A 13,766-nucleotide genomic window follows, 5' to 3' on the forward strand; every position below is an offset into this window, starting at 1 on the left:
CCGATGACGCTGGACGAGGCGCTGGCGCAGCTGCGCGCCCTGATCGAACCGGGCCGCGCCGAGCAGATGGCGGCCTATCACAAGCAGAACCGGGAGGTTCTGGGTATCCCGAACCCGGCGCTCAACGAGCTGACCAAGGGCTGGCGGCAGACCCTCACGGTGGAAGAGCGCGTAGCCCTTGCCGATGCCCTGTGGAATACGAACATCTTCGAGGGGCGCCTCGCTGCCGCCAAACTCCTAACCCAGGCCCGGATCAAGGGCGACGACGCCGCCTGGGCGTTGATCTGTTCCTGGGTGCCGCAGTTCGATAGCTGGGCCATCGCCGACCATGCCTGCATGGCGGCGCAGAAACGGCTGGTGGCGGATCCGGCCCGGCTGGACGATGTTGAGACCTGGACGCAGTCCGAACATATGTGGACCCGCCGGGCCGCATTGGTCGCCACCCTGCCCTGGGCCAAAATGAACAATCTCAAACCCGCCGATCAGGCCCGGCGGGCGCGGATCATCACATGGGCGGCAGGCTATGTGCCAGACCGCGACTGGTTCATTCAGAAAGCCATCGCCTGGTGGCTGCGCGATCTAAGCAAACACGATGCAGAGGCCACCCGCATCTTTCTGGCGACCCATGGCGATGCGATGAAACCCTTTGCCCGCAAGGAAGCCGGGAAATACCTGCGGGACAACGCGCCAGACGCAGGCTAATCCGATGGTTTAGTTGGCCGGTCAGTTGGCCCGTCAGTTGGCCGGGCGCACCTGTAGCTCAACCAGCTCGGTCAAAGGCAGACCAAGCGCCCGCATTGCAGCGATGGACACCCGGGCGCTGCCCCCGTTTGCCGCCGGTTTCAGCGTCACCTGCACCTCTGCACCGCTGGCGCTGCGCAATACCGCCTGTTGCTCGGTGCCGACCAAAGATGTCTCCATCCACAGTCCCGGAACCGCCGGATCCCCCAGCGAGGCGACCACCTGCTCGGTGCCGGTGAAGATTGAGGACGCCGCAGGCGCCTCAGCCTCGGACACCATATCCTCCTCCACAGCATCCGGCACCGTCAGGGCGCCACCGGTTGCATCCAGCGGCGCGCCAGTCACGGGCGCTGCGGTCGGCGCCGGGGTGCTGCTTGCGGCCTGTCCACGCAGGTCGGGAAAGTCCAAATTCCCGCAACCGGCAAGCAGCAGGGACAGGGACAATGGCAGGGCGGCGGAGCATGAGACTGTGATACGCATGGCCGTAAATCTATTGGCGCACACAGATCTTTACCAGCAGGAAAATGCACTCCCCTCTTGTCGCAGGCAAGGCGCCGCTTTACCTATGCAGTCATGACTGCTCCGCTGATCGATCCCTTCGCCCGCGCCATCACCTACCTGCGCGTCTCGGTTACTGACCGTTGTGACTTCCGCTGCGTCTACTGCATGTCGGAAAACATGACCTTTCTGCCCAAGAAAGAACTGCTGACGCTGGAGGAACTGGACAGGCTGTGTTCGACCTTTGTCGGCATGGGCGTGGAAAAGCTACGCATCACCGGCGGTGAGCCTCTGGTGCGGCGCGATATCATGACCTTCTTCCGCGGCATGACCCGGCATCTGGACAGCGGCGCCCTCAAGGAACTGACGCTGACCACCAACGGCTCGCAGCTGGAGAAATACGCCCAGGATCTGTTTGATGCTGGGGTACGCCGGGTCAATATCTCGCTCGATACGCTGGACGAGCAGAAATTCGCGGCAGTCACCCGCTGGGGCCGCCTGCCGCAGGTCATGCGTGGCATCGATGCGGCGCAAAAAGCGGGCCTAAGGGTCAAGATCAACGCCGTGGCGCTGAAAGGTTTTAACGAACCGGAGCTGCCCGAGATCACCCGCTGGTGCGCCTCGCGTGATATTGACCTCACCTGGATCGAGGTCATGCCGATGGGCGACATCGGCAATGAGGACCGCTTGGACCAATACTGGTCGCTCAAGGACGTGCGGCGCAAATACGAAAATCACTATACCGTGACCGATCTGGCGGAACGCAGCGGCGGCCCGGCCCGCTATGTGCGGCTGGAAGAGACCGGTCAGAAGATCGGTTTCATCACCCCGCTTAGCCATAATTTCTGCGAAAGCTGTAACCGGGTGCGCCTGACCTGCACCGGTGAGCTTTACATGTGCCTGGGTCAGGAAGACATGGCCGATCTGCGCGCGCCCCTGCGCGACCACCCGGACAGCGAGGCCCCGCTCGAAGAGGCGATCCGCGCCGCGATCAACCTCAAACCCAAGGGCCATGATTTCGATTACTCCCGGCAGACGCCCGGCGGCCAGATGTCCCGCCACATGAGCCACACCGGCGGCTGAGATGACCAGCCAAGGTTCTGGCGGCAAGGCGACGGCTCTGTTTCACGCCTACCGGGCCGTCACCGCGCTGATTGCGCCCTTTGCCTACCGCAAGGTTGCCGCAAAACTGGCGGCGCAGGGTGTGTCCCCGCAGCGCCAGCGCGAGCGTCTGGGCCATGCCAGCGTGTCGCGCCCCACCCTGCCCTCCGGTGCGCCGCTGATCTGGTTTCACGGCGCCTCGGTCGGGGAGAGCCTGGCCGCGATCACCCTGATCAACCGGCTCGCGGAAAAACGCAGCGACGCGCGCTTCCTTCTGACCTCGGGCACCGCCACCTCGGCTGCGGTGGCTGAAAAGCGGCTGCCAAAGGGCGCGATACATCAGTTCGCCCCACTGGATGCGGCCGGACCGGTGCGCAGGTTCCTCGATCACTGGCGGCCCGATGCGGGGATCTTCGTCGAAAGCGAACTCTGGCCTGTCACCCTCAGCGCCGCTCATAAGCGCGGCACCCGGCTGGCGCTGGTCAATGCCCGCCTGTCCGACCGCTCGGTCCGCAGCTGGCAGAAACGCGCCGCTACCGCCCGTTTCATCCTGTCGCGTTTCGATCTGCTGCTGAGCCAGAACGATCACATGGCACAGAACCTAATCACGCTTGGCGCCGATACCGCGCGGGTGCAGCCCGGTGGCAACCTCAAGGCCGGGGCTGCCGCCCTGCCGGTTGACGCGGCGGCGGTGGAGGCGCTGCGATCCGAGGTCGGCGCGCGGCCGGTGTGGATTGCCTCATCAACCCACGACGGCGAGGAAGAGACTATTCTTGCAGCGCATCGCACCCTGCTGGACCGTTTTCCCGAGTTGTGCCTGGTGCTGATCCCGCGCCACCCGGAACGCAGCGACAAGGTTGCCGAACTCATCCGCGACGCCGAGTTGACCTTCGCGCGGCGCAGCAAGGGAGAAGCGATCACCCCGCGGACGCAGGTCTATCTGGCCGACACGCTGGGCGAGCTGGGCACATTCTACGCGTTGTCGCCGCTGGTGTTTCTAGGCGGCTCGCTACGGCCCATTGGCGGGCATAATCCGTTTGAAGTGGCACAGGCAGGCGCCGCCGTGATCACCGGTCCCGGCACCAGTAATTTCACCGAGACCTTCCCGCCGCTGATCGCCGCTGGCGGTGCGGTTGAAGTGCAGGACGCACCCGGACTTGCGCATGCCGTACAGCACTGGCTGGATGACCCCAAAGCCCTGCAGACCGCCTGCACGGCTGCCTCCGGCTTTGCCAGATCACAAGCGCAGGAGCTGGATGGCGTGGCGGATCTTCTGATCGACCGGCTGGGGCTTGGGGCCAAAGGGACACATCCCGATGCCTGAGCTCTTCGTCACCAATTTCAACCGGAATTTCACCGGGGTTTCGGCCACCGCCGCCAATGTGATCCGCCAGCAGGCAAACACCCATGATCTGCGGCTAGTGGGCCGCCCCCTGCCCGGCTGCCCGGCCCCGATTACCACGGCCGAGGCGCGGCGCCTATGCAGGAACGCCCCGGACGGCAAACCTTTCGCCATCTGGCACGTGCGGCGCAATACGGAAATGCGCGCGGCGATCTGGGCGCGGGATGTGCTGCGCCTTCCGATCCGCATCGTCTTTACCTCGGCGGCGCAGCGGCGGCATTCGGCCCTGCCGCGCTGGCTGATCAGCCGGATGGATGCGGTGGTGGCCACCACGGACAAGGCTGCTGAATTCGTTCCGCACGTGCGCGCGGTGGTACCGCATGGGGTAGACACCGATCTGTTCCAGCCAGCAGACAACCGCGACACCGCCTGGGCGGCGCTGGGATATGGCGGAACCCGCGGCATCGCTACGGTTGGCCGTATCCGCCCGGAAAAGGGCACCGATGTTTTTGTCGATGCGATGATCGACCTCTTGCCCAACCTGCCCGGCGCGGTCGCGCTGGTGATTGGCCGCGCGGCGCGCGAACATCAGGGATTTCTAAAGGATTTGAAATCCCGCATCGCTGCTGCGGGTCTAGGTGATCGTATCCTGTTTCCCGGCGAAATCCCCGCCGCAGATCTGCCGCCGCTGATGCGGGCGTTGTCACTGGTGATGCAACTGCCCCGCTACGAAGGCTACGGCATGGCTCCGCTGGAAGGTATGGCCAGCGGCGTGCCCTTTGTGGGGGCCGAGGCTGGGTATTACCGCGCCTTTTCGGCCCAGGGCAAAAGCGGCGTGATCGTACCGCTTGAGGCCGCGCAAGCCGCAGCCGAAGCTGCCCGCGCGATCCTGAGCGATCCGGCGCGCCATGCCCAGATGGCACGGGATGCCCGCGACATCGCCCTGCACAGTTTCAGCGCCCGCGCTGAAGCAGATGGGATCGAGGCGGTCTATCAGGCGCTCTGGTCCGCAGGCTGAACATGAAAAAGGCCCGACGATCTGCCGGGCCTTCTTCTTTCAAAAAACTCAGCCTCTATCAGGCGGCGGGCATGCGCTGCTCGACGATACCGGCCCACCAGCTGCAACCGGCCGGAATGGCCTCGTCGTTGAAGTTGTATTCTGGGTGGTGCACATCGGCGCTGTCGCCGTTGCCAACCAGGATATAGGCGCCGGGACGCTCTTCCAGCATATAGGCGAAGTCTTCGCCGCCCATGACCAGCGGCGCTTCATCGCAGTTGCCGGAGATATCGGACGCAACCTTGGCTGCGAATTCGGTCTGCTCTTCGTGGTTCACCATGACCGGATAACCGCGGTTGTAGGTGACGTCGGCCGTGCCGCCAAAGGTCGCTGCAACGCCTGCGCAGATTTCCTTGATCCGCTTTTCGGCCAGATCGCGCATCTCTTTCGACATGGTGCGCACGGTGCCTTTGATCTGAACCCGCTGCGGGATCACGTTGAATGCCTTGGAAGAGGTCTCGAACGAGGTCACCGAGACAACCACGCGATCCACCGGGTCGGCATTGCGCGATGCGATGGTCTGCAGCGCCAGAACCGCCTGAGCGGTCATCACGGTGGTGTCGATGGTCTCATGCGGTTTCGCCGCATGGCCGCCGCGTCCCTCAAAGGTGATGTCAAAGGTGTCGGTCGCGGCAAAAAAGGCACCGGGGCGGATCGAGAAGCTGCCGATCGGTTTACCCGGCCAGTTGTGCATGCCGTAGACTTCCTGGATGTTCCAGCGCTCCATCATGCCGTCGTCGCACATCTCCTTGCCGCCGCCGCCGCCTTCTTCGGCGGGCTGGAAGATCACCACAACGGTGCCATCAAAGTTGCGGGTCTCGGACAGGTATTTGGCAGCGCCCAGCAGCATCGCGGTGTGGCCGTCATGGCCGCAGGCGTGCATGGCATTGGCGGTTTTGGAGGCATACTCAAGCCCGGTCTGCTCGTGGATCGGCAGCGCGTCCATATCGGCGCGCAACCCGATGACCTTGCCCGAGGTGTCGGACTTGCCCTTGATCACGCCGACAACGCCGGTGCGGCCGATGCCGGTGACGATCTCGTCGCAGCCGAATTCCTTCAGCTTGTCTGCCACCAGCGCCGAAGTGCGGTGGGTTTCGAACAGGATTTCGGGGTTCTCGTGAAGATCACGGCGCCAGGCGGTGATTTCCTCCTGAAGTTCAGCAAAACGGTTCTTGACCGGCATAGTGTCACTCCTTGTTTTTATCATGTGCGGCGCCACATGCGCCGCCGGGTTTGCTGTCGCAGGCGCCATAGGCACCCGCGAGGGTCCGCGGCCGGATCAGGCCGCGGGCATTCTGCCTTCGACGATTTCCGCGAACCAGCTGATGCCGGTCGGGATGATCTCGTCGTTGAAATCGTATTCTGGGTGATGCAGGCCCGCGCTAGGGCCATTTCCCAGACGGATCATCGCCCCGGGGCGCTCCTGCAGCATAAAGGAAAAGTCCTCACCGCCCATCAGGATCGGCACATCCTCGCAGATACCAACCGCCTGCGCCGCAGCGCGGGCGTATTCCGTGGCCGCATCATCGTTGATGGTAACCGGCACGCCGATGCGCATTTCCAGCTCGACCGAGCCGCCAAAGGTCTGCGCCACGCCTTCGGCGATTTCCTTGATCCGCTTTGGGATCATCGCGCGCACGTCTTCGGAGTGGGTGCGGATGGTGCCGCGGACCTCTGCCTTGTCGGGGATCACGTTGAACGCCTTGGAAGAGGTCTCGGCGCTGGTCAGCGACATTACCGCCTTCTCCACCGGATCCATGTTGCGCGACACGATGGTCTGCAACGCGGTGATCATATGGCACATCATCACCGTGGTATCGACGGTCATGTTCGGCTTAGCCCCGTGGCCGCCACGCCCGCTCAGATGCAGGGTGAATTCGTCGACCGAAGCCAGGATCGGCCCGGGACGGATGGCAAATGTTCCTGCTTCGATGCCGGGGCTGTTGTGGATGGCATAGACTTCGTCGATGCCGAAACGCTCCATCATCCCGTCTTTGACCATGGCCTCGCCGCCATTGCCGCCTTCTTCGGCAGGCTGGAAAATCATCACAGCGGTACCGTCAAAATTGCGGGTCTCCGCGAGGTATTTGGCTGCCCCCAGCAGCATTGCGGTGTGACCGTCATGTCCGCAGGCGTGCATCGCGTTGGGGATCTTGGAGGCATGCGGCAGGCCGGTCTGTTCCTGCATTGGCAGCGCGTCCATATCGGCGCGCAGACCGATGGCGCGCCCCCTGCTGTCGCTCTTGCCCCGGATTACCGCAACGACGCCGGTGCGGCCGATCCCCGTCACAACCTCATCACAGCCAAATTCTTTCAGCTTTTCCGCCACCAGGGCAGAGGTACGGTGGGTATCGTAAAGGATCTCGGGGTTTTCGTGGATGTCGCGGCGCCAGGCTGCGACCTCTTTCTGAAACTCTGCGGCGCGGTTCTTGACTGGCATTCTCGATCTCCTCAGGCGGCGGGCATACGTCGTTCGACCAGTTCGGCGAACCAGCTGCACCCCAGCGGGATGGCATTGTCGTCAAACACATAGGCCGGGTGGTGGCACATGGCGGTGTCGCCATTGCCGAGGAACATATAGGCGCCGGGGCGCTCCTCCAGCATATAGGCGAAATCCTCGGACGGCATGATCGGGTCGGTGTTGTCGACCACATCGGCAGAGACTGCACGGGCAGCTTCGACGGCGTAACCTGTCTCTTCCTCGGTGTTGATGGTGACGGGATAGCCCGGCGACCATTCGACCTTTGCCTCGGCGCCATAGGCGGCAGCAACGTTTTCCGCGATCTGGCGAACCCAGCCTTCGGCCAGCTGACGGTACTCGGTATCGAGTGTGCGCACGGTGCCCTGCAGACGGGCGGAATGCGCAATCACGTTCGACGCGGTGCTGTCGGTTTCAAAGGTGCCGACGGTCAGGACCACGCGTTTCACCGGGTTCACATTGCGCGACACGATGGAATGCAGCGACACCACGATCTGCGACGCCACCAAAGTCGTGTCGATGGCATCATGCGGCGCCGCCGCATGGCCGCCCTTGCCGGTCACGGTGATTTCGAATTCATCCGAGGACGCCAGCAGGGCCCCGGGGCGGATAGCAAACTGCCCGACGGGCAGGCCCGGCATATTGTGGAGACCATAGACCTCCTGAATACCCCAGCGCTCCATCAGCCCGTCATCGCACATCGCCTTACCGCCAGCGCCACCTTCTTCGGCAGGCTGGAAGATCAGCACGACCTTGCCATCAAAGTTGCGCGTCTCGGACAGGTATTTCGCCGCCCCCAGCAGGATCGAGGTGTGACCATCGTGGCCACAGGCGTGCATCACGCCTGGCGTTTTCGAGGCATAATCGACACCCGAGGCTTCGGTAATGGGCAGCGCATCCATGTCAGCGCGCAATCCGATGACCCGGCCCGAGGTGTTGGTCTTGCCTTCGATCACCGCGACGACGCCGGTGCGGCCGATGCCGGTGGTGATATCGGTGAGACCAAATTCCTTCAGCCGTTCCTCCACAAATCCGGCGGTCTTGTGAACCTCGTACATCAGTTCCGGATTCTCATGCAGGTGGCGGCGCCATTTGGTGATTTCATCCTGCAGATCGGCAAAACGGTTTTTGACTGGCATCCTGTTCCTCTTGCGTTGTGCCCGCACGGCTGCGGTTCCGGGGCACTGTCAGTCAATTAAGTTGCGTTAGCAAGTATCACAAGCAGACGAGCTGCCATGCAAAACGCGTCAAAGCGAACCAATTTTGGCCTCCGAAATTTCGCCCCCATTAAATCAATAACTTAACCCGAACCAATTTGCAGATTTGCACTACTGCATTGGTTCGCCCCCGCAAAAATATTTGTATTTGCACAAAATAGCGGCCCAGGGAGTGGGCTAATGAAAACGGGCTGCATCGCCCTGCGATACAGCCCGTCCGTGTTCAGAATATGCATCAGGCGCACAAGCACCGCGCCCTTGGATCAGGCCGCCAGCCGGTCCACCAACTGCCGCATGAAATCGTGACCGGCGTTGAACTGGGCGACGGTGATGAATTCATTCGGCTGATGCGCCTGGGCAATATCGCCGGGGCCACAGATGACAGCGGAATAGCCCGCTTCTTGGAATTGCCCCGCTTCGGTGCCATAGCTGACAACGTGGGTGCCATTGTCCCCGGTGATCATCCGCACCAGTGTTTCCGCTGCGCCCTCCTGTTCGGGGACGAGCCCCGGAACGTTGAACTTCTTTTCGATCTCGATTCGCGCCTCCGGATGCACCGCCTGCATCTCGGCTTCGATGCGGCGCACTTCGGCCAGATAAGCTTCTTCCCAATCGGCAGCGTTTTCGCCGGGCACCACGCGGAAATCCATCACGAACCGGCAATCCTTGGCGGTGATGTTATGAGCCGTGCCACCTTCGATCATGCCGACGTGGCAGGTGGTATAGGGCGGCGTGAACATCGCCGGGATCTCCTCCGGCTCGGCAGCCGCATTTTCCGCATTACGGTGGTTAGCCCAGTCGATCAACCGCGCCCCCTGCATCACCGCGCTGACCCCGGTGTGCATCAGCGAGCTGTGCACCTCAAAGCCGATCAGATGGGTGTCATAGCCAATGCCGCCTTTGTGGCCGGTCACCGCCTTCATCATCGACGGCTCGCCGACGATGACCGCGCCGCCCTTGGGCAGCACGGGCTGCATCGCTTCGATCATCGGCGGGGCGCCGGTGCAGCCGATTTCCTCGTCAAAGGAAAGCGCCAGTTGCAGCGGACGATTTACGCCGCGCCGGTGCGCCTCGACCAGAGCCCAGATCGCCAGCGCGTCGAAGCCTTTCATATCGCAGCAGCCGCGCCCGTAGTATTTGCCGTCACGCTCCACCACAGTGAAAGGATCGCTGTCCCAGGGCTGGCCGTCGACCGGCACCACATCGGTATGGCCGGACAGGACCACCGCCCCTTCGACCATCGGTCCGGCATGGGCAAAGACCGCAGCCTTGTGCGGCTGATCGGGATCGACCCAGCGGTGCGGCGTGATGCCATGGCTGCTCAGGTACTCTTCGACCCATTCGACCAGCGGCAGATTCGTGTCCCGGCTGACGGTGGGAAAGGAAACCAGTTTCTCCATCAGCTCCAGCGGCGTCAGAATATCAGCCACAGGATCAATACCCACTGTCGGTGGTCAGAACGAAATGGCCCGGCTCAAGCTCAAGGTACTCTGACGGCTCCGGCTTGTAATCCGTGCCGTGAATGGGCGAGGGAATCGGTTTGAAGTTCAGATCTTTCTCGCTCTTACGCTTGCGCGGATCGGCGATAGGCACGGCCTTCATCAGCGCCTGGGTATAGGCGTGCAGCGGGTTGGCAAAGACACGGTCGCGCGGGCCGATTTCAACGATCCGACCCAGATACATCACGCCCACCTGATGGCTGACGCGTTCGACGACGGCCATGTCGTGGCTGATAAACAGGAAGGACAGCCCCAATTCGGCCTGCAGTTCCATCATCAGGTTCAGAACCTGCGCCTGCACCGACACGTCCAGCGCCGAGACAGCCTCGTCCGCGACGATCAGTTTGGGATTGAGCGCCAGCGCCCGGGCAATGGCGATTCGTTGCCGCTGACCACCGGACATTTCATGCGGATAGCGGCGCATGAAGCTGCGCGGCAGGTGCACACGGTCAAACAGCGAGGCAACGCGATCCTGCAGTTCCGAGCCCGAGGCGAGCCCGTAGTTGCGCATCGGTTCAGCCACCTGATCCAAGAGCTGCATCTGCGGATTGAGCGAGGCAAAGGGATCCTGGAAGATCATCTGCATGTCGAGACGCGCCTTGTGCATCTGCGAATTGCTGAGCCCCAGAATATCGCGCCCCTCGAAATTTACCTGCCCCGACATGGGTTCGACCAGACGGAGAATCGAGCGTCCGGCGCTGGATTTACCACAACCGGATTCGCCGACCAGCGACAGGGTCTGGCCCTTGAACACCTTGAACGAGACGTCCTCGACCGCGTGCACATTGGCAACGGTACGGCGCAGCACCCCGCCTTTGACCGGGAAACGGGTGGTCAGGTTCTTAACCTCAAGAAGCACCTCATCGGTGCCCTTGATCGGTTCGATCTTCTGGTCCTCGACGCCCATCAGTTTCATCGGTTCGGGGTAGTCCTTACCGATCATTTCGCCAAGTTTTGGCACGGCGGCCAGCAGGGCGCGGGTATAGTCGTGCTGCGGGTTTTCAAAGATCTCGGTGACGGTGCCTTCTTCGACCTTGTTGCCGCGGAACATAACCACCACGCGGTCCGCCATTTGCGCCACAACCGCCATATCGTGGGTGATGAACATCACTGCAGTGCCGGTTTCCCGCTTCAGCCGGTCCATCAGGGCCAGAATTTCGGCCTGAATGGTCACATCAAGCGCGGTGGTCGGCTCATCCGCAATCAGAAGGCGCGGCTCACAGGCCATCGCCATCGCGATCACCACACGCTGACGCATACCGCCGGACAGCTCATGCGGGTATTGCTTCAGGCGCCGTTCGGGTTCGGGGATGCGCACCTGACGCAAAAGTTCCAGCGCCCGCTCTTCTGCCTGTTTTTTAGTCATGTTCTTGTGGATGCGCAGACCTTCGGTCAGTTGGCGCCCCACAGTGAACACCGGATTGAGCGCAGTCATCGGCTCCTGGAAGATCATTCCGATCTCGTTGCCGCGAATCTGCTTCATCATCTCCTGTTCGGCCTTGGCCAGGTCGGTGGTTTCACCGCCACGGCCATTGAACAGCAGTTCCCCACCCGCGATTTCGCCGCCGCCGAACTCGACGAGACGCATCAGGGAGAGGGAAGAAACCGATTTCCCCGAACCGGATTCGCCCACGATACAAACGGTTTCGCCCGGGTTGACGTCAAACGAGACATCCTCAACCCCGACGACCGGGCCGTCCTTGGTCTGAAATTCGACCCGCAAGCCCTTAATTTGTGCAATTGGTTGGTCCAGCACCCCAGTCGTCCCCTTATCGGTAAATCGTTATCCGCTGCATCGTTGGCAGTCTTTCAAGGCCGAGATGTAAGCTGATCATTGAAGCTTCGTCAAACCAATGGGCGGCGTTAAGCGAAATTTTGGATCCGAAGGCTTGCAATTTCCGCAAACTCTGTTTCGATACCTCCCAGTGTCTGCCCGGGCAATCTGGCGCGCAGGACCGGCCATGGCCGAAGCTGGCGCATTAGATTTCAATCGTTTAACGCGTGGGGCGGAACGACAAACCATCCGCAATCTTGCGGCAACAGGCTGGGCCACGCATCGCCCGGCCGCAAAAAGACACAAGAACACCGTTTCTGTGTTCGACAAGGAGAGTGTGAAAATGAAACTCAAGACCCTTTTGATGGGGGCTATTGCTTCTGCAGCGCTTGCTCCGGCAGCGTTTGCCGAGCGCGGCGCCGACGGTCAGGTGAACATCATCTACTGGCAGGCGCCCTCGATCATGAACCCGTTCCTGTCGGGCGGCACCAAAGACGTTGAAGCCTCCTCGCTGGTCATCGAACCTCTGGCGCGCTACGACCCCAACGGTGCAATGGTTCCCTTCCTGGCCGAAGAGATCCCGACCGTCGCCAATGGCGGTGTGAGCGAAGACCTGACTTCCATCACCTGGAAGATCAAGGCGGGTCTCACCTGGTCTGATGGCACCCCCTTCACCTCCAAAGACGTGAAGTTCACCTACGACTACTGCACCCATCCCGAAGGCGGCTGCGCGCAGGTCACCAAATTCGAAGGCGTGACCTCGGTCGAAACCCCCGACGATCTGACCGTCAAGGTCACTTTCGAAGGCCCGACCCCCTTCCCTTACGGCCCCTTCGTTGGCGGTGAAAGCCCGATCATCCAGGCCGCTCAGTTCGCCGAATGCCTGGGCGCCAAAGCCCCCGAGTGCACCGAGGCCAACTTCAGCCCGATCGGCACCGGTCCCTTCGTGGTCGACGAGTTCAAACCGAACGACGTGATCACCCTGTCGGCCAACCCGAACTACCGTGACCCGGCCAAACCGGCCTTCGCCAAGGTACTGTTCAAAGGTGGCGGCGACGCAACTGCGGCCGGTCGTGCCGTAATGGAAACCGGCGAATTCGATTACGCCTGGAACCTGCAGCTGGCACCCGATGTGATTGCCCAGATGGAAGCAGGCGGCAAAGGCGTTGCTGTGGCAGGCTTTGGCCCGCTGGTTGAGCGCATCATGCTGAACAACACCAACCCTGATCCGGCGCTTGGCCCGGACGAGCGTTCGGTTGTTCGCCCGCACCCCTTCCTGAGCGATCCTGCGGTTTACAAAGCCATGTCCATGGCGATCGACCGCCCGCTGCTGGTTGAAATCGGTTACGGCAAAGCCGGTAAAGTGACCTGTAACTGGGTTCCCGCACCTGCCGTCTACGCAGCAGATATTGCTGGCTGTGACGTTCAGGACATCGCTGGCGCCAACAAGATGCTGGACGAAGCAGGCTACAAAGACACCAACGGTGACGGCGTTCGCGAAACTCCGGATGGCAAGCCAATGAAGGTTCTGTACCAGACTTCGACCAACGCCGTGCGTCAGGACTTCCAGGCCCTGATCAAACAGTGGTGGAGCGAGATCGGTATCGAAACCGAACTGCGTAACGTGAACGCATCCGTCTTCTTCGGTGGCGACCCGGGTTCCCCGGACACCTTCCAGAAGTTCTACGCGGACGTGGAAATGTACGCCAACACCTTCAACGGCACCGACCCGCAGTCCTACTTCGGCAACGGCCTGTGCGACAAGGCGCCGACTCCGGCATCCCAGTGGCAGGGTGAGAACATCTCCCGCTTCTGTGACGAAGAGTTCGACGCTCTGCATGCTGAGTTGACCAAGACTGCCGATGCAGGCAAGCGCGCCGAAATCGGCCAGCAGCTGAACACGATGATCTTCGAAAAAGGTGGCATGATCCCGCTGGTTCACCGTGGTCGTCTGTCCGGTCAATCCAACACCCTGGGTGGCCACGTCCTGAACGTCTGGGACAGCGAACTCTGGGATGCGGCTGACTGGTACCGCATCAAGTAAGGCAGGCTAGCCTC

The 13,766-nt window shown here is 61.9% G+C and carries 11 protein-coding genes; 5 read left to right on the top strand and 6 right to left on the bottom strand.

Going from position 1 to position 13,766, the window contains the following annotated elements:
* Positions 1–3: 3 nt before the first annotated feature.
* The gene (locus C6W91_RS01235) at positions 4–702 is read left to right on the top strand and encodes a DNA alkylation repair protein (RefSeq protein ID WP_274868086.1); all 699 of its coding nucleotides are present in this window, start codon (positions 4–6) and stop codon (positions 700–702) included.
* Between the two features lie 33 nt (positions 703–735).
* Here the strand turns inward: C6W91_RS01235 and C6W91_RS01240 are convergent, their stop codons facing one another.
* Complete coding sequence (locus C6W91_RS01240; protein WP_133245348.1) at positions 736–1,149, bottom strand: hypothetical protein; 414 nt, start codon at positions 1,147–1,149, stop codon at positions 736–738.
* A gap of 165 nt (positions 1,150–1,314) precedes the next feature.
* Between C6W91_RS01240 and moaA the strand changes: the two genes are divergently transcribed.
* The 3 genes from moaA to C6W91_RS01255 are packed head-to-tail and all read left to right on the top strand — an operon-like array spanning position 1,315 to position 4,700.
* Positions 1,315–2,322 (top strand): GTP 3',8-cyclase MoaA, encoded by a 1,008-nt coding sequence (gene moaA, locus C6W91_RS01245; protein WP_274868089.1) that lies wholly within the window; start codon positions 1,315–1,317, stop codon positions 2,320–2,322.
* A 1-nt stretch (position 2,323) separates the two neighbouring features.
* The gene (locus tag C6W91_RS01250; protein ID WP_274868091.1) at positions 2,324–3,664 is read left to right on the top strand and encodes a 3-deoxy-D-manno-octulosonic acid transferase; all 1,341 of its coding nucleotides are present in this window, start codon (positions 2,324–2,326) and stop codon (positions 3,662–3,664) included.
* Positions 3,657–4,700 carry a glycosyltransferase family 4 protein gene (locus tag C6W91_RS01255; RefSeq protein WP_274868093.1) on the top strand — a complete coding sequence of 348 codons (1,044 nt, stop codon included), beginning with the start codon at positions 3,657–3,659 and terminating at the stop codon, positions 4,698–4,700. Before C6W91_RS01250 ends, C6W91_RS01255 begins: the two co-directional genes overlap by 8 nt.
* 58 nt (positions 4,701–4,758) lie before the next feature.
* Here the strand turns inward: C6W91_RS01255 and C6W91_RS01260 are convergent, their stop codons facing one another.
* From C6W91_RS01260 to C6W91_RS01280, 5 genes are all read right to left on the bottom strand, one after another.
* Positions 4,759–5,922: a M20 aminoacylase family protein gene (locus tag C6W91_RS01260; RefSeq protein ID WP_065273099.1), complete on the bottom strand. Its 1,164-nt coding sequence runs from the start codon at positions 5,920–5,922 to the stop codon at positions 4,759–4,761.
* A 96-nt stretch (positions 5,923–6,018) separates the two neighbouring features.
* Positions 6,019–7,179: a M20 aminoacylase family protein gene (locus C6W91_RS01265; RefSeq protein WP_274868094.1), complete on the bottom strand. Its 1,161-nt coding sequence runs from the start codon at positions 7,177–7,179 to the stop codon at positions 6,019–6,021.
* 11 nt (positions 7,180–7,190) lie between these two features.
* Complete coding sequence (locus C6W91_RS01270; RefSeq protein WP_274868096.1) at positions 7,191–8,357, bottom strand: M20 aminoacylase family protein; 1,167 nt, start codon at positions 8,355–8,357, stop codon at positions 7,191–7,193.
* A gap of 341 nt (positions 8,358–8,698) precedes the next feature.
* Positions 8,699–9,865: an acetylornithine deacetylase gene (argE, locus tag C6W91_RS01275; protein ID WP_274868097.1), complete on the bottom strand. Its 1,167-nt coding sequence runs from the start codon at positions 9,863–9,865 to the stop codon at positions 8,699–8,701.
* A 4-nt stretch (positions 9,866–9,869) separates the two neighbouring features.
* The gene (locus tag C6W91_RS01280) at positions 9,870–11,690 is read right to left on the bottom strand and encodes an ABC transporter ATP-binding protein (protein ID WP_065273095.1); all 1,821 of its coding nucleotides are present in this window, start codon (positions 11,688–11,690) and stop codon (positions 9,870–9,872) included.
* Between the two features lie 361 nt (positions 11,691–12,051).
* On the opposite strand from C6W91_RS01280, the gene C6W91_RS01285 reads away from it, so the two are divergent.
* Positions 12,052–13,752 (top strand): peptide ABC transporter substrate-binding protein, encoded by a 1,701-nt coding sequence (locus C6W91_RS01285; protein ID WP_065273094.1) that lies wholly within the window; start codon positions 12,052–12,054, stop codon positions 13,750–13,752.
* The last annotated feature ends 14 nt before the right edge of the window (positions 13,753–13,766 follow it).

Source organism: Phaeobacter sp. SYSU ZJ3003 (assembly GCF_041300735.1).
Lineage (GTDB): Bacteria > Pseudomonadota > Alphaproteobacteria > Rhodobacterales > Rhodobacteraceae > Phycobacter > Phycobacter gallaeciensis_A.

Excerpts from the sequence above, each read along its gene's own strand:
- C6W91_RS01260 (WP_065273099.1), bottom strand. The coding sequence starts at position 5,922 with ATGCCGGTCAAGAACCGTTTTGCTGAACTTCAGGAGGAAATCACCGCC.
- C6W91_RS01235 (WP_274868086.1), top strand. The coding sequence starts at position 4 with ATGACGCTGGACGAGGCGCTGGCGCAGCTGCGCGCCCTGATCGAACCG.
- C6W91_RS01250 (WP_274868091.1), top strand. The coding sequence starts at position 2,324 with ATGACCAGCCAAGGTTCTGGCGGCAAGGCGACGGCTCTGTTTCACGCC.
- C6W91_RS01255 (WP_274868093.1), top strand. The coding sequence starts at position 3,657 with ATGCCTGAGCTCTTCGTCACCAATTTCAACCGGAATTTCACCGGGGTT.
- C6W91_RS01285 (WP_065273094.1), top strand. The coding sequence starts at position 12,052 with ATGAAACTCAAGACCCTTTTGATGGGGGCTATTGCTTCTGCAGCGCTT.
- C6W91_RS01265 (WP_274868094.1), bottom strand. The coding sequence starts at position 7,179 with ATGCCAGTCAAGAACCGCGCCGCAGAGTTTCAGAAAGAGGTCGCAGCC.
- moaA (WP_274868089.1), top strand. The coding sequence starts at position 1,315 with ATGACTGCTCCGCTGATCGATCCCTTCGCCCGCGCCATCACCTACCTG.
- C6W91_RS01270 (WP_274868096.1), bottom strand. The coding sequence starts at position 8,357 with ATGCCAGTCAAAAACCGTTTTGCCGATCTGCAGGATGAAATCACCAAA.